15 protein-coding genes are annotated in these 14,559 nt (G+C 73.8%); 7 read left to right on the top strand and 8 right to left on the bottom strand.

Features of this window, described 5'->3' with window-relative positions; translation table 11 throughout:
• Positions 1–62: 62 nt before the first annotated feature.
• From cobT to IF61_RS0103095, 4 genes are all read right to left on the bottom strand, one after another.
• A complete protein-coding gene (gene cobT / locus IF61_RS0103080; protein ID WP_030364626.1) occupies positions 63–1,109 on the bottom strand; it encodes a nicotinate-nucleotide--dimethylbenzimidazole phosphoribosyltransferase in 1,047 nt (348 codons plus the stop codon).
• 502 nt (positions 1,110–1,611) lie between these two features.
• Positions 1,612–2,820, bottom strand: coding sequence for a sensor histidine kinase (locus IF61_RS0103085; protein ID WP_030364627.1), 1,209 nt, complete (start codon positions 2,818–2,820; stop codon positions 1,612–1,614).
• 98 nt (positions 2,821–2,918) lie between these two features.
• Positions 2,919–3,197 (bottom strand): PspA-associated protein PspAA, encoded by a 279-nt coding sequence (gene pspAA, locus IF61_RS0103090; protein WP_030364628.1) that lies wholly within the window; start codon positions 3,195–3,197, stop codon positions 2,919–2,921.
• A 67-nt stretch (positions 3,198–3,264) separates the two neighbouring features.
• Positions 3,265–4,065 (bottom strand): PspA/IM30 family protein, encoded by an 801-nt coding sequence (locus tag IF61_RS0103095; protein ID WP_078659935.1) that lies wholly within the window; start codon positions 4,063–4,065, stop codon positions 3,265–3,267.
• A 278-nt stretch (positions 4,066–4,343) separates the two neighbouring features.
• Here IF61_RS0103095 and IF61_RS0103100 point away from each other — a divergent pair, with 278 nt between their 5' ends.
• The 3 genes from IF61_RS0103100 to IF61_RS0103110 all read left to right on the top strand — a co-directional run bounded on the left by IF61_RS0103100 (position 4,344) and on the right by IF61_RS0103110 (position 7,279).
• Complete coding sequence (locus IF61_RS0103100; RefSeq protein WP_043187693.1) at positions 4,344–4,970, top strand: DUF3043 domain-containing protein; 627 nt, start codon at positions 4,344–4,346, stop codon at positions 4,968–4,970.
• A gap of 86 nt (positions 4,971–5,056) precedes the next feature.
• Positions 5,057–5,764: a class I SAM-dependent methyltransferase gene (locus IF61_RS0103105; RefSeq protein ID WP_030364631.1), complete on the top strand. Its 708-nt coding sequence runs from the start codon at positions 5,057–5,059 to the stop codon at positions 5,762–5,764.
• 444 nt (positions 5,765–6,208) lie between these two features.
• Entirely contained in the window at positions 6,209–7,279 is a 1,071-nt protein-coding gene (locus IF61_RS0103110) for a S1C family serine protease (RefSeq protein ID WP_030364632.1), read from the top strand.
• Positions 7,280–7,324: 45 nt separating this feature from the next.
• Here IF61_RS0103110 and IF61_RS0103115 read toward each other — a convergent pair whose 3' ends face one another.
• Positions 7,325–7,534: a hypothetical protein gene (locus IF61_RS0103115; RefSeq protein ID WP_030364633.1), complete on the bottom strand. Its 210-nt coding sequence runs from the start codon at positions 7,532–7,534 to the stop codon at positions 7,325–7,327.
• Between the two features lie 138 nt (positions 7,535–7,672).
• Here IF61_RS0103115 and IF61_RS0103120 point away from each other — a divergent pair, with 138 nt between their 5' ends.
• On the top strand, positions 7,673–8,890 hold the full coding sequence (locus IF61_RS0103120) for a bifunctional adenosylcobinamide kinase/adenosylcobinamide-phosphate guanylyltransferase (RefSeq protein ID WP_030364634.1): 1,218 nt from the start codon (positions 7,673–7,675) through the stop codon (positions 8,888–8,890).
• A 22-nt stretch (positions 8,891–8,912) separates the two neighbouring features.
• On the top strand, positions 8,913–9,617 hold the full coding sequence (locus tag IF61_RS0103125; RefSeq protein ID WP_030364635.1) for a response regulator: 705 nt from the start codon (positions 8,913–8,915) through the stop codon (positions 9,615–9,617).
• Positions 9,618–9,668: 51 nt separating this feature from the next.
• On the opposite strand, the gene nadA is transcribed toward IF61_RS0103125, so the two are convergent.
• Positions 9,669–10,856 carry a quinolinate synthase NadA gene (nadA, locus tag IF61_RS0103130; protein ID WP_030364636.1) on the bottom strand — a complete coding sequence of 396 codons (1,188 nt, stop codon included), beginning with the start codon at positions 10,854–10,856 and terminating at the stop codon, positions 9,669–9,671.
• Positions 10,857–11,103: 247 nt separating this feature from the next.
• On the opposite strand from nadA, the gene IF61_RS0103135 reads away from it, so the two are divergent.
• The gene (locus tag IF61_RS0103135) at positions 11,104–11,460 is read left to right on the top strand and encodes a HesB/IscA family protein (RefSeq protein ID WP_030364637.1); all 357 of its coding nucleotides are present in this window, start codon (positions 11,104–11,106) and stop codon (positions 11,458–11,460) included.
• A 78-nt stretch (positions 11,461–11,538) separates the two neighbouring features.
• Here IF61_RS0103135 and IF61_RS0103140 read toward each other — a convergent pair whose 3' ends face one another.
• Both IF61_RS0103140 and IF61_RS0103145 read right to left on the bottom strand, forming a co-directional pair.
• A complete protein-coding gene (locus IF61_RS0103140; RefSeq protein WP_030364638.1) occupies positions 11,539–13,068 on the bottom strand; it encodes a hypothetical protein in 1,530 nt (509 codons plus the stop codon).
• A 122-nt stretch (positions 13,069–13,190) separates the two neighbouring features.
• Positions 13,191–13,406, bottom strand: a complete 216-nt coding sequence (locus IF61_RS0103145; RefSeq protein WP_030364639.1) for a hypothetical protein — start codon at positions 13,404–13,406, stop codon at positions 13,191–13,193.
• A 163-nt stretch (positions 13,407–13,569) separates the two neighbouring features.
• Here IF61_RS0103145 and IF61_RS0103150 point away from each other — a divergent pair, with 163 nt between their 5' ends.
• Positions 13,570–14,544, top strand: coding sequence for a carbohydrate kinase family protein (locus IF61_RS0103150; RefSeq protein WP_030364640.1), 975 nt, complete (start codon positions 13,570–13,572; stop codon positions 14,542–14,544).
• The last annotated feature ends 15 nt before the right edge of the window (positions 14,545–14,559 follow it).

Below are 14,559 nucleotides of genomic sequence, written 5' to 3' on the forward strand. Positions count from 1 at the left end.
ACAACCATTCAGGGCACTGTCTGCGACGGAGTCCGTGGTCCTCACGCCGGCCGCCGGGGAGGTCAGCCGCGCTCGGGAAGTTCCGCCGCCAGGGCCGCGGCCGCCTGCACCAGTGGCAGAGCGAGCAGCGCCCCCGTCCCTTCGCCCACAGTGACGCCATGATCGAGCAAAGGGTTGAGCGCCATCCGGTCAAGCGCCTTCGCCTGCGCCGGATCGCTGCTGGCCTGACCCGCGAGCCACCAGTCCGGCGCCCGGAACGCCACCCGCTGCGCGACCAGCGCACACGCCGCGGACACGACTCCGTCGAGGATCACCGGGGTCCGGCGGACCGCGCTCTGCAGCAGGAAACCCGTGGCAGCGGCCAGATCCGCGCCGCCCGTCGCCGCCAGCAGCTCCAGCTGGTCGCCCAGCACCGGGCGGGCCCGGCGCAGGCCGTCGCGTATCGCCGCGCACTTGCGCATCCACGCCAGGTCGTCGATGCCGAAGCCGCCGCGGCCCGTCACCACCGAGGCGTCCGTGCCGCACAGCGCGCCGATCAGCGTGCCCGCGGCGGTGGTGCCGCCCACGCTCAGATCGCCCAGGACCACCAGGTCCGTGCCCGAGTCCGCCTCCTCGTCGGCGATTGCCATGCCCGTACGGAACGCAGCCTCCGCCTCCTCGGCGGTCAGTGCGTCCTCGATGTCGATACGGCCGGAACCGCGTCTTACGCGGTGGCGGGCCACCTCCTCGGGCAGCTCGGCGGGGTCGCAGTCGACGGCCATGTCGACGACGCGCAGCCGGGCACCCGCCCGGCGGGCCAGGACCGCGCCCGCGCTCTCGCCCGCGAGGGCCTTTTTCACGAGCGCCGCCGCGCCCTCCTCCGGGCCGCCGGACACGCCCAGCTTCGCGACGCCGTGGTCGCCCGCGAACACCAGGGCCGTCACCTGCTCCACCGGCCGGACCGGCACGGCCCCCTGCGCGGCCGCGAGCCACTCGGCCAGCTCGTCCAGCCGCCCCAGCGCGCCGGGCCGCAGCCCGAGCCGCTCCCGCCGCTCCTCCGCGTCCCGCCGGACGCCCGGGTCGGGGCGCTCGATCAGCGTGGCGAAGTCATCAAGATTCAGACCGCTCATCCGCCGGAGCCTACCCGCCCTGCGGGCGGCTGGAACGGGCTCGTACGGGTTACTGCCGTTTGGTCACCGCCGGTCACCTCCGGTGGGGGTTGTCCGCGGTGGCGGTGGGGCGTGGCGGTCCGGCCGGTCGAGGGTGCTCGCACCCTTGGATCCGCCGCAGCGGTGCTCAGCCCCCGCCGGGGATTCCGGCGGTGCCGAGCGATCCCGGGGCGGAGGTCTGTCCGGCACTGCTGGGTACGTCCGGTGGGGGTGGCTCGCTGTTGCGGCGGGGATGTGTTGCGCGGCGGCCCCGGCCGGTCGAGGGTGCTCGCACCCTTGGATCCGCCGCAGCGGTGCTCAGCCCCCGCCGGGGATTCCGGCGGTGCCCAGCGACCCTGGGGCGGAGGTCTGTCCGGCACTGCTGGGTACGTCCGGTGGGGGTGGCTCGCCGTTGCGGCGGGGATGTGTTGCGCGGCGGTCCGGCCGGTCGAGGGTGCTCGTACAGCCTCGGAGCGGGCCCCGTCTACGGTCGCCCCCGCAGGGGCAGCGTCGCGTGGACGCGGAAGCCCGCCGTGCCGTCCTCGCGCGGCGCCGCCGTGCACCGGCCGCCCAGGGCCGTGACCCGTTCGCGCATGCCGAGGAGGCCGTGGCCGCCCGCCGACGCCGTGGGCGACGCGCATCCCGCGCCGTCGTCCAGGACGGTCACCGCCAGTGCGTCGGCCCCCCGGGCCAGAGTGACCTCCGCCCGCGCCCCCGGCCCCGCGTGCTTGTGCACGTTCGTGAGGGCCTCCTGCACCACGCGGTAGGCCGCCAGGTCGACCGCCGCCGGCAGCGCGTCCCCGGGCCCGCCGGTGACCGTCACCTCCAGCCCCGCCCGGGCGAACCCGTCGACGAGCTGGCCGAGGACACCCAGCCCCGGCGCCGGCTCCGTGGGCGCCTCGGGGTCGCCGTACTGCCGCAGCAGCCCCACCGTCGCGCGCAGCTCCGACAGCGCCGAGCGGCTGGCCTCCCGTACGTGCGCGAGGGCCTGCTTGGCCTGGTCGGGGCGGCTGTCCATGACGTGCGAGGCGACCCCGGCCTGGACGTTGACCAGCGCGATGTGATGGGCGACGACGTCGTGCAGCTCGCGCGCGATCCGCAGCCGCTCCTCCGCCACCCGCCGCCGCGCCTCCTCCTCCCGCGTCCGCTCGGCCCGTACCGCCCGCTCCTCGATGGCCGCGACGTAGGCCCGCCGGCTGCGGACGGCGTCCCCCAGGGCCCCGGCCAGCGCGGTCCAGGTGAAGAGCCCGAGGTTCTCGGGGGAGTACCAGGGCGGCACCCCGAAGAACATGGCGGCGCAGGTGAGGACCGCGACCGTGGCCACCGCGAACCGCCACGCCGCGGCCCGCTCGGTGCGCGAGGCGATCGTGTAGAGCGCCACGACGACGGCCATGGCGATCTGCGTGCGCGGCTGGCCGCCCCGGTCGGCGACGATCTCGGCCAGGGTCAGCGCCGACGTCACGCCGAGGACGGTGCGCGGGTAGGACCGCCGCGCGACCAGCGTCCCGCAGGCCAGCGCGCCGACCAGCAGGAAGCCCGGCCCGGGCGCGAGCGCCGCGCGGTCGCGGCCCGCGAACGAGCCGATCAGGACGATCCCGTAGACGGCGAGGGCCAGCAGCGCGTCGGCGGCGACCGGATGGGCCCGCAGCCACCGGTGCGGGCGGGCCATGCCGGGGACGGTGAGGGAGCTCATCGGGATCCCGTCTCGTGGCTGCGCCCCCGTCCCGTACGGGGACAGGGGCGCGGCGGGGTGCTGGAGCAGCCGGTACCGGGCGGAGCGGGCCCGGCCGGTCAGCCGGGGATGAGGCCGTCGTCGCTGAGCATCTGCCGCACCTCGTCGAGCGTGGCGTCGGGAGCGGGCAGGATCAGCTCGGACGGCTCCAGGGCGTCGTCGGGCAGCGGCGTGCCCAGCCGGCGCACGGCGTCGAGGAGCGACCCGAGCGTGCGCCGGAAGCCGGACTCATCACCGCTCTCCATCTCGTCGAGCAGCTCGTCATCGAGCTTGTTGAGCTCCGTGAAGTGGCTGTCGGCGAGCTTCCACTGCCCTTCCCCCATGATCCGTACGATCATGACGGTCTCTCCCTCGGTCGGTGCCTGGGTGCGCGGTGAACTACTGCTTCACAGGGAAACTGGGGAACTACTGCTTGTCGAAGCGGGGCCGCTCCTGCTCGGCGTGCGGGGCGGCCTGGCCGCTGCCGGCGTTGCCGCCCTCGATGGCCTGCTTGGGGGCGCTGCCGCCGGCCAGCTCGGCCTTCATCCGCTGCAGCTCCAGCTCCACGTCCGAGCCGCCGGAGAGGCGGTCCAGCTCGGCGGTGAGGTCGTCCTTGGCCATGCCCGTGGGGTCGTCGAGCGCGCCGGAGGCGAGCAGCTCGTCGATGGCGCCGGCGCGGGCCTGCAGCTGCGCCGTCTTGTCCTCGGCGCGCTGGATGGCCATGCCGACGTCGCCCATCTCCTCGGAGATGCCGGAGAAGGCCTCGCCGATCCGGGTCTGGGCCTGGGCGGCGGTGTAGGTGGCCTTGATCGTCTCCTTCTTCGTGCGGAAGGCGTCGACCTTGGCCTGCAGGCGCTGCGAGGCGAGGGTGAGCTTCTCCTCCTCGCCCTGCAGGGTCTGGTGCTGCGTCTCCAGGTCGCTGACCTGCTGCTGGAGGGCCGCGCGGCGGGAGAGGGCCTCGCGCGCCAGATCCTCGCGGCCGAGCGCGAGGGCCTTGCGGCCCTGGTCCTCCAGCTTGGAGGACTGGCCCTGGAGCTGGTTGAGCTGCAGCTCCAGGCGCTTGCGGGACGTGGCCACGTCCGCGACGCCGCGGCGCACCTTCTGGAGCAGCTCCAGCTGCTTCTGGTAGGAGTAGTCGAGGGTCTCGCGCGGATCCTCGGCCCGGTCCAGGGCCTTGTTGGCCTTCGCGCGGAAAATCATCCCCATACGCTTCATGACACCGCTCATGGGCCTCGCGCGCCCCCTTCTGACGGACTTCGGCTCCAGCACACCTTGCAGACCCCACAGTACGGGCCCTGCTTCCATTACCGCACTGTTCGGGCGCGGATGCGCTCCTCCTCCAGGACGATCACGAGGCCGCCGCCCTCCGGCGCAGGGAGTAGACGTGGGACCAGGGAACAACCCGGGGGAGAACCGGGGAACAACCGGGGGAACGGCTGCCGTTGCCGGATCGTTCCCCCGTACGGACCGCGCCCCCCTCCCCGCACCCCGTACCCTTGGGTTTCGTGTTCCGAAGCCGTTCCACTTCCAAGGATGAGCAGGCCGCCGCCGCCAAGGTGACCGCGGGCCGGCCCGAGACGTCCCAGCAGCCCCGTGACCCGCAGGCCCCCAAGGGCCGCCCGACCCCCAAGCGCAGCGAGGCCAATTCGCAGCGCCGCTCGCTGGCGAAGACGCCCGCGAACCGCAAGGACGCGGCCAAGCGCGCCCGCGAGACCCGCCGCGTGGACCTCGCCAAGCAGCGCGAGGCCCTCGCCAACGGCGACGAGCGCTTCCTGCCCGTCCGCGACAAGGGCCCCGTCCGCCGCTTCGTCCGCGACTTCGTGGACGCGCGGTACTCGGTCGCCGAGTTCTTCCTGCCGCTCGCCGTCCTCATCCTGATCCTCAGCATGGTCAACCGCGGCGCGTTCCAGACGTACGTGCTGCTCGCGTGGATGATCGTGATCGCCCTGATCGTGATCAACTCCCTGATCACCGGTCTCTCCCTCAAGCGCGTCCTCAAGCAGCGCTTCCCGGACGAGAACACCCGCGGCGCGGTGGCCTACGGCCTGATGCGCACGCTGCAGATGCGTCGCCTGCGTCTGCCCAAGCCGCAGGTCAAGCGCGGGGAGAAGCCGCGCGGGGAGAAGTCTTGACCGCCTTCGCGCCCGGCTTCGGCGCCGGCGCGGAGGGCTGGCTACGGGGGCTCGGGGGCTTACGGAACACCGTTCGTCAAGAGCTGGTGGCCCGCCAGCTCGACGAGCAGATAAGAGCCCGCTACCCCGTCGGGCGCCGGCTGCGCATCCTCGACGTCGGCCCCGGCCAGGGCACCCAGGCGCTGCGGCTGGCCCGCGCCGGCCACGAGGTCACGGGCCTGGAGTCCGATCCCGTGATGCTCGGCGTCCTCGGCGAGGCGCTGGCCGCCGAGCCGGAGGGCATCCGCGAGCGGGTGCGGCTCATCGAGGGCGACGGCCGCGAGACCGGCGTCCACTTCACCCCGGGCTCCTTCGACATCGTGCTCTGCCACGGCGTCCTGATGTACGTGCCCGCGCCGGATCCGATGCTGGCCGGGCTCGCCCGGGTGCTCGCCCCCGGCGGACTGCTCTCCCTCCTCGTGCGCAACGCCGACGCCCTGGCCATGCGGCCGGGCCTCGCCGGCGACTGGGACACCGCGCTCGCCGCCTTCGACTCTCCCGCGTACACCAACCGGATCGGCCTGGAGGTCCGCGCCGACCGGCTGGAGACGCTCACCGGCACGCTCGCCGGGATCGGGGCGCCGCTGCACGGCTGGTACGGCGTCCGGGTCTTCACCGACCTGGCGGACGGCCGGCCCGCCCCGTCCGGCGCGGAGCTGGAGCGGCTGTTCCTCGCGGAGGAACGGGCGGGACGGACGGATCCGTACCGCGCGGTGGCGGCGCTGCTGCACCTGTGCGGCGTCCGGGGCGGTTAGGGAACCGCCACTGTGGACCGGCCCGTACGGGTGCCGGGCGGTCCGGCACCGCCGGTCACCTCCAACAAGGGCTGATCGCCGCGGCGGCGGAATCAAGGGCGCGGGGCGCCCTTGACCGGGCCGGGCAGCCGGCCCGGAGACCGTTGCCGCGTAACATTCCCCCGCCGCAACGGCGAGCCACCCCCACAGGCGTGACCGGCGGTGCCGAACCGGCCGCAGGACGCCGCAGGGCCGCCGGCACCGCCCGCCCCCGGCACCGTTGCCCCGCAACTCCCTCCGCCGCAATGGCGAGCCCCCCCCCGGGGAGCCCGGCGGCGCCGGACCGGACGGCACCGCCCACACCGCAGGCCGGCGCGCACCGCCGCCGTCCGCGGACCCGGTCCGTACCACCCATTCGTAGGCCGGGCCGGGACAGGCCACCCCGCAGCGGGCGATACTCCGAGCATGGATGGCCCACGCGCCCGCGTCGCGCTTCTCGTGACCGCCGTCGTCTGCGCCGCGGCACTGACCGCCGGCTGTTCCACCACCTCGCCCCGCCCTTCGCAGAAGGAGCCGCCCGCCGCCTCCGGCGCACCCACCGTCCCCGGCTCCGCCGGAGACCTGCAGGCCGCCTACGAGAAGGTGGTCAAGGACGTCCTGCCCTCCGTCGTCCAGATCACCGCGGGCGACAGCCTCGGCTCCGGCGTCGTCTACGACGACAAGGGCGACATCGTCACCAACGCCCACGTCGTCGGCTCCGCGCAGACCTTCAAGGTCACCCTGGCCACCGGCGGCGGAGCCGTCGGCGCCCGGCTCGTCTCCAGCTACCCCGAACAGGACCTCGCCGTCGTCCGGCTCGACGACGTTCCCAAGGCCCTCAAGCCCGCCACCCTCGGCGACTCCACGAAGGTCGAGGTCGGCCAGATCGTGCTCGCCATGGGCAATCCGCTCGGCCTGTCCAGCAGCGTCACCCAGGGCATCGTGTCCGCCGTCGGCCGCACGGTCAGCGAGGGCCGGGCCGGCGGCGGTACGGGCGCCACCATCGCGAACATGGTGCAGACGTCCGCCGCGATCAATCCGGGCAACAGCGGCGGCGCGCTCGTCAACCTCGCCGGCCAGGTCATCGGCATTCCCACGCTCGCCGCGACCGACCCGGAGCTCGGTCAGGGCGCGGCCCCCGGCATCGGCTTCGCGATCCCCGCCGCGACCGTCCGCACGATCGCCGGGCAGATCGTCAAGGACGGCCGCGTCACCGACTCCGGCCGCGCCGCGCTCGGCATCACCGCGCGCACCATCGTCGGCCCCGACTTCACCCCCGCGGGCGTCGAGGTCGTCTCCGTGAACCAGAACGGGCCCGCCGACCGGGCCGGGCTGCGGGCCGGGGACGTCGTCACCCGCGTCGGCAAGAGCGGCATCACCACGATGCAGTCGCTGTCCGAGGCGCTCGCCGGCTTCAAGCCCGGCGACAGAACCGAGGTGTCGTACAACCGCAACGGCGACGCGCGCACCACGACCGTCACCCTCGGCGAGATGTGACCCCGCCCGCCGTCCCCGCGGGGCGGCAGGCGGGTGTGCGCCGGATCAGCTCTCGACCGCCGCGCGCAGGCTCATCACGTAGATCTCCGTGTCGTCCTCGAACAGGGTCACCTGCTCGGCACCGCCGTCCAGGAGGTCCTTCCAGACCTCACCGATCCACGACTCGGCGTCCCCCTGCGTGCTGAACTCCTCCGGTTCCACCGCGGGGGACGTCTCCGTCCCGTCGGCCTTCTCGAACCGCCACACCCACGCCATGTGCGCCTCCTGAGTCCCACCGGAACGTGCTGGATTGGTCCTGCATACGTGCTGTGTTGCGCAGCCTAACGGGCCGTCGGGGGCGAGAAAGGGTGAGCCCCGCGCGCCCGCGGCCCGCGGACGCGAGACGATCAGTGGGTGGAACTGACACTGCTCGGCACCGGAGCCCCCGACGGGCTGCCGCGCCCCGACTGCCCCTGCGCGTCCTGTGCCACCGCCGTCGGCGACGAGGCGCGGGCCGCGACCGCGGTCCTCGTCGACGGGGCGCTGCTGCTGGACCTCACCCCCGGGCCGGCGTTCGCCGCGGCCCGCGCGGGCCGGTCCATCGCCGGCGTCCGGCAGGTCCTGCTCTCCCACCCGCACGACGGGCCCGCCGTGGAGTTCCCGGCGGGCCTGCCCGCGCCCGGCCGGGTGCCGGACGGCCGCGAACTGGCCGTGATCAGCGGCCACCGGATCCGCGCGGTCGCCCTGGACGCCCCGGGCACGGGCTACGAGGTGACCGCCGCGGACGGCGAGCGCCTGCTGTACCTCCCGCCGGGCGCGGCCCCCGCCGGCCTGAACAACGGCCCGGGCCACGGGTCCGCGCCGGGCGTCCGCTACGACATGGTGCTGCTCGACGTGACCGGCCGGCCGGACGCCCTCGCCCGGCTGCGGGCGGCGGGCGCCATCACGGCCACGACGGACGTGATCGCCGTCCACCTCGACCACGACGTGCCACCCGGTCGCGAGCTGCACCGGCAGCTCGCCGCGGCCGGCGCCCGGACCGTGCCCGACGGCACCACTCTCGTCGTCGGCGACTACCACGCGGTGCCGGACCTGCCCCGGCGCACCCTGGTGCTGGGCGGCGCCCGCTCGGGCAAGTCCGTGGAGGCCGAGCGGCGGCTGGAGTCCTTCCCGGACGTGCTCTACGTGGCCACGGGCGGCACCCGGCCGGGCGACGCCGAATGGGCGGCGCGGGTGGCCCTGCACCGCGAGCGCCGGCCGGGCTCCTGGCGCACGGCGGAGACCACCGACCTCGTACCCCTGCTGGCCACCGACGGCCCGCCGCTGCTGCTGGACTGCCTGTCGCTGTGGCTGACCGACGCGATGGACTCCGTGGGCGCGTGGGACGACGAGTCGTGGGCCGACGGCGGCAAGGACGCCCTGGCCGTGCGCGTGGCGGAGCTGGTGGCGGCCGTCCGGGCCACGCCGCGCACGGTGGTGCTGGTGAGCAACGAGGTGGGTTCGGGCGTTGTGCCCGCGACGGCGTCGGGCCGCCGCTTCCGCGACGAGCTGGGCCGGCTGAACACGATGGTCGCCGGGCAGTGCGAACACGTCCTGCTGGTGGTCGCGGGGCAGGCGCTCGCGCTGCGCTGAGCGCTCCGTACCCTTGGGGTCCATGGCTGATCACGAGTGCCCCGTCCCCGTCATCAAGGTTCTCCTCGCCGACGACCAGGCCCTCCTGCGCAGCGCGTTCCGCGTCCTGGTGAACTCGGAGCCGGACATGACCGTCGTGGGGGAGGCCGCCGACGGCGCGGAGGCCCTCGAACTGGCCCGGCGGCACGCCCCGGACGTGGTCCTGATGGACATCCGGATGCCGGGCACGGACGGCCTGACCGCGACCCGGGCCATCTGCTCGGACCCGGACCTCGCGGACGTGCGCGTGGTGATGCTGACGACCTTCGAGGTCGACGAGTACGTGGTGCAGTCGCTCCGGGCGGGCGCCTCGGGCTTCCTCGGCAAGGGCGCCGAGCCGGAGGAGCTGCTGGCCGCGATCCGGGTGGCGCGGGCGGGGGAGGCGCTGCTGTCGCCCGCGGCGACGAAGGGGCTCATCGCGCGGTTCCTCGCCCAGCCGGGCGAGTCCGCGCGGCCGGAGGGCGGCCGGCCGGCCCGGCTGGACGCGCTCACGGGGCGGGAGCGGGAAGTGCTCGTGCACGTCGCGGGCGGGCTGTCCAACGACGAGATCGGCGAGCGGCTGGAGGTCAGCCCGCTGACCGTCAAGACGCACGTCAACCGTGCGATGGCGAAGCTGGGGGCGCGGGACCGGGCCCAACTCGTGGTCATCGCCTACGAGTCGGGCCTGGTCCGGCCGAGGACGGACTGAGCCGCCGGGTCCCGCCGCCGGGACGGGGCCCGCTGCCGGGCCCCGGGACGGCTACGGCAGCGCCAGCATCCGCTCCAGCGCCAGCTTCGAGAACGCCGCCACCTCCGGGTCGACCTCGATCCGGTTGACGACCTTGCCGGCCGCGAGGGACTCCAGCGCCCACACCAGGTGCGGCAGGTCGATCCGGTTCATGGTCGAGCAGAAGCACACCGTCTTGTCGAGGAAGACGATCTCCTTGCCCTCGCCGGCGAATCGATTCGCCAGGCGCCGGACCAGGTTCAGCTCCGTGCCGATGGCCCACTTGGAGCCGGCGGGGGCCGCCTCCAGGGTCTTGATGATGTACTCCGTCGAGCCGACGTAGTCGGCCGCGGCCACGACCTCGTGCCGGCACTCGGGGTGCACCAGGACGTTGACGCCCGGGATGCGCTCGCGCACGTCGTTGACCGAGTCGAGCGAGAAGCGGCCGTGGACGGAGCAGTGTCCGCGCCACAGGATCATCTTCGCGCCGCGCAGCTGCTCGGCGGTCAGGCCGCCGCCCGGCTTGTGCGGGTTGTACAGGACGCAGTCGTCCAGGGACATCCCCATGTCGCGGACGGCGGTGTTGCGGCCCAGGTGCTGGTCGGGGAGGAAGAGGATCTTCTCGCCCTGCTCGAACGCCCAGTTCAGGGCGCGCTCGGCGTTCGAGGAGGTGCAGATCGTGCCGCCGTGCTTGCCGGTGAAGGCCTTGATGTCGGCCGAGGAGTTCATGTACGAGACGGGGACGGTCACGTCCGCGACGCCCGCCTCGGTCAGCACGTCCCAGCACTCGGCGACCTGCTCGGCGGTGGCCATGTCGGCCATCGAGCAGCCGGCCGCGAGGTCCGGCAGGACGACCTGCTGGCCGGCGGTGGTGAGGATGTCCGCGGACTCGGCCATGAAGTGCACGCCGCAGAAGACGATGTACTCGGCGTCCGGGCGGGCGGCCGCGTCACGCGCGAGCTTGAAGGAGTCCCCGGTCACGTCCGCGAACTCGATGACCTCGTCGCGCTGGTAGTGGTGGCCGAGCACGAAGACCTTGTCCCCGAGCTTCGCCTTGGCCGCTCGGGCACGCTCCACCAGGTCCGGGTCGGAGGGCGCCGGCAGGTCGCCGGGGCACTCCACGCCCCGCTCGCTCTTCGGGTCGGCCTCGCGGCCGAGCAGCAGGAGCGCGAGCGGCGAAGGAGCCGGGGCCTGGAAGTCCAAGGGCTGGGCGGTGGTCACGTCACGCACCCTTTCTGTTCTGCGGGACGGCCGGGAAGGGCCTTGTCGTCAAAATGACGCTATCTATCATAACTGCTTCGCGTCAGTTTGACGATGGTGATCGCGTCGATGTGACACATTCCCGATCCGGCGCGGGGTGTGCGAGCATGAAAGGCGGAAAACACCGCAGCAGACCCGGAATGAATCCGGGAGACCGGCGGTTGCAGCCGAGGGCAAGCAGTCCGCACCAAACCCGGGAGTGAAGCAGATGTCCGTTCAGGACGAGAAGACCACTGTGAGCGACGGCATCCTCCTGTCCGACGCCGCCGCCGCCAAGGTCAAGGGCCTGCTGGAGCAGGAAGGCCGTGACGACCTCGCGCTGCGCGTCGCCGTCCAGCCCGGCGGCTGCTCCGGCCTGCGCTACCAGCTCTTCTTCGACGAGCGCTCGCTCGACGGAGACGTCGTCAAGGACTTCGACGGCGTCAAGGTCGTCACGGACCGCATGAGCGCCCCGTACCTGGGCGGCGCCTCCATCGACTTCGTCGACACCATCGAGAAGCAGGGCTTCACGATCGACAACCCGAACGCCACGGGTTCCTGCGCCTGCGGCGACTCCTTCAGCTGAGCCGTCACCTGCTTGTACCGCGAAGGCGGTGCCCCCGGCCGGGGGCACCGCCTTCGCGGTTTTCCGTGGCGCTCCGGCTCACTTCTCCTGCTGCCGCGCCACGGGCTCGCCCGTCGAGGCGTCCACCACCTTGCGGTCGCCCAGCGGCTCGTCCAGCGTCACCGTCTCGTCGAACTTCTTCGCCATCAGCACGCACTCCCGGCCCGGCTGCTTCTCCGTCCCGGTGACCTTGACCGTCACCGCGGCGGCCGACTGCTCGGCGGAGGCCGCGTAGTTCTGGCACACCCCGCCCCAGAAGTGCAGGACGAGCTTCTTCCCGTCCACGCTGTACGACTCCACGTGCACCGGCGCCGACCTCGGCGTGCCCTTCCCCGGGCTCTCCGAGCGGTCCGGGCCGGGGGAGTGCCGCACCAGGAACTCGGGGTCCACCGCGGGCTGCGCGACGGTGACCGCCGCCCCCTTCTCCGCGCCCGGCAGGCGCACCTGGAACAGCCACGACGGCACCAGCGCCTGCCGCCCGGCCACCGACTGCGCCGACAGGCCCGGCACGGCCCCGGTCACCGTCGCGGGCTCGCGCGGCGGGGCCTTCGGCGGGCAGGGCACTGCGAAGCCGCGTGCCCCGTCCCCGTTCGCCTCCGCGCCGCCGTGCGGGACGGGGGAGGCGCAGCCGCCGATCGCGGGACGGCCGGCGCCGCCGCCCTTGTTGAGCTCCTTCAGCGCCTCGTCGGCCGTCACGAGCGGGTACGCCGCCCCCTTCGGCGGGACCTGGAGCTGGCCGCTGCCCCGTACGAGCTGGGCGTCCGAGCCGACCGCCAGCGTCGTCCGCCAGCCGAAGACCGGCAGGCCGTCCAGCACGGGATCGGCGTTGACCGTCCGCACCGCGCCGAAGAGCTGCGAGGCGTCGATCTTGGAATCGTCCTGGCCGAGCGCCTTCAGGACGGGCGCGGCGGCGCTCTTCGCCTTCTCCTCCGGCACGGGCGGCTGCCCGTCCGGGGCCGGCCCCTCCTGCTGCGGGCAGCTCGCGGGCCCGGCCGGGGACAGGTCCGCGGCGGGGTCCGTGCGCGGCCCCGAGCCCGGCGGGTGCACGCACCCCTTGCCGGCGTTGCCGTAGCGCGCGAAGGACCAGTTGCCGGGCCCCTTGCGGGCCACCTGCAGGACCGGCTCGTCCGCCCCGGGCGGGCCGCCCACCCGCCAGGTGTCCCCCTCCAGCTGCGGCGTGCCGGACACGTGCAGGGCCGCGGCGAGGGAGGCCGCCTCCGCGCGGCCCACCTCGCCCTCCGGCAGCCGGACCGCGGCCGTCCGCGGCCCGTCGGGGAGCTTCCCCTCGGCGCGGTAGCGCACGCCGCCCGGGTCCGGCTCGCCCACGGCGATGCCCTGCGAGGGCCCCGTGGGCCCGCCGGCGGCCGGGGCGTCCAGCGCGAGGGGCGGCGGGGAGCCCTCACCGCCCGGCGCCCCACCACCCTTGCCGCCGTCGCCCTCCGACGCCGTGGCGGCCCAGTACGCACCGCCGCCACCGGCCAGCAGCACCGCCGCCGCCACCGAGGCGACCGCGAGCCGTGAACGCTTCCGCTGCTGCTTGCCTTCGGGGCTGCCGCCCTCGGTGCTCACCACATCGCTCCTTCACTCCGCCCAATGTCCGTAGCGCTGCATCCCCCGAGAAGGGGACGCGGCTTGGACGGAGCACAGGAGCGAGCGGTTCCACCCGGCCGCGGCCGGGTGGAACGGGAGCGTCAGTCGCCGTACTCCGACATCCCGTCGATCAGCCGCGCCGACCCGGCCGGCACCGAGACGCCCCTGATCAGCGAGGGCGGCACGGCCGCGGCCTCCGGCCCCTTGCCGGGCGCTCCCGTCCAGTGCGGCGACATCCGTGCGCACAGCCCGCGCAGCTCCGCCAGCGACTCGGGCTCGTACTCGGTAAAAGTGACGTCCTTCACAGGGTTCGGCATAGCGGCACCGTATGCACCCGTAACGCACGATGAAAGGGCTACTATTTGGTAATTTTGTCCGGACGATGGCTGAAACTGTACGCAGGCGCGAATTCCGGACCCGGTAGCGTGGTGTGGCTCGTCCTGATCCCCGTTACCTCGCCCCCGCAGGAGCAGAACCGCCGTGCGTATCGCAGTCACCGGCTCCATCGCCACTGACCATCTGATGACGTTCCCCGGCCGTTTCGCCGATCAGCTCGTGGCGGACCAGCTGCACACCGTCTCGCTGTCCTTCCTCGTCGACGAACTCGACGTCCGCCGCGGCGGTGTCGCCCCCAACATCTGCTTCGGCATGGGCCTGCTCGGCCTGCGCCCGATCCTGGTCGGCGCCGCCGGCGCCGACTTCGCCGAGTACCGCGCCTGGCTGGAGCGGCACGGCGTGGACACCGACTCCGTCCGCATCTCCGAGGTCCTGCACACCGCACGCTTCGTCTGCACCACGGACACCGACCACAACCAGATCGCGTCCTTCTACACCGGCGCGATGAGCGAGGCCCGCCAGATCGAGCTGCAGCCCGTCGCCGACCGCGTCGGCGGCCTCGACCTGGTCCTGATCGGCGCCGACGACCCCGAGGCGATGATCCGCCACACCGAGGAGTGCCGCTCCCGGGGCATCCCCTTCGCCGCCGACCCCTCCCAGCAGCTGGCGCGCATGGACGGCGACGACATCCGCGTCCTCGTCGAGGGCGCCACGTACCTCTTCACCAACGAGTACGAGAAGGCCCTCATCGAGTCCAAGACCGGCTGGTCCGGGGACGAGATCCTGGCCAAGGTCGGCACGCGCATCACCACCCTCGGCGCGCAGGGCGTGCGCATCGAGCGCGCGGGCGAGCCCGCCATCGAGGTCGGCTGCGCCCAGGAAGAGGCCAAGGTCGACCCGACCGGCGTCGGCGACGCCTTCCGCGCGGGCTTCCTCGCCGGCCTGACCTGGGAGCTGCCCCTGGAGCGCGCCGCCCAGCTGGGCTGCATGCTCGCCACCCTGGTCATCGAGACCCTGGGCACCCAGGAGTACGAGCTGCGCCGCGGCCACTTCATGGAGCGCTTCACCAAGGCCTACGGCGACGAGGCCGCCGCCGAGGTCAAGACGCACCTGTCCTGACGGTCACGGCCCCTG

It is taken from the genome of Streptomyces roseoverticillatus (genome assembly GCF_000719265.1).
In the GTDB taxonomy this organism is placed as follows: domain Bacteria; phylum Actinomycetota; class Actinomycetes; order Streptomycetales; family Streptomycetaceae; genus Streptomyces; species Streptomyces roseoverticillatus.

Bases quoted from the DNA above. Each gene is read 5' to 3' on its own strand.
- cobT (WP_030364626.1), bottom strand. From the start codon at position 1,109: ATGAGCGGTCTGAATCTTGATGACTTCGCCACGCTGATCGAGCGCCCC.
- IF61_RS0103085 (WP_030364627.1), bottom strand. From the start codon at position 2,820: ATGAGCTCCCTCACCGTCCCCGGCATGGCCCGCCCGCACCGGTGGCTG.
- pspAA (WP_030364628.1), bottom strand. From the start codon at position 3,197: ATGATCGTACGGATCATGGGGGAAGGGCAGTGGAAGCTCGCCGACAGC.
- IF61_RS0103095 (WP_078659935.1), bottom strand. From the start codon at position 4,065: ATGAGCGGTGTCATGAAGCGTATGGGGATGATTTTCCGCGCGAAGGCC.
- IF61_RS0103110 (WP_030364632.1), top strand. From the start codon at position 6,209: ATGGATGGCCCACGCGCCCGCGTCGCGCTTCTCGTGACCGCCGTCGTC.
- IF61_RS0103115 (WP_030364633.1), bottom strand. From the start codon at position 7,534: ATGGCGTGGGTGTGGCGGTTCGAGAAGGCCGACGGGACGGAGACGTCC.
- IF61_RS0103125 (WP_030364635.1), top strand. From the start codon at position 8,913: ATGGCTGATCACGAGTGCCCCGTCCCCGTCATCAAGGTTCTCCTCGCC.
- IF61_RS0103135 (WP_030364637.1), top strand. From the start codon at position 11,104: ATGTCCGTTCAGGACGAGAAGACCACTGTGAGCGACGGCATCCTCCTG.
- IF61_RS0103145 (WP_030364639.1), bottom strand. From the start codon at position 13,406: ATGCCGAACCCTGTGAAGGACGTCACTTTTACCGAGTACGAGCCCGAG.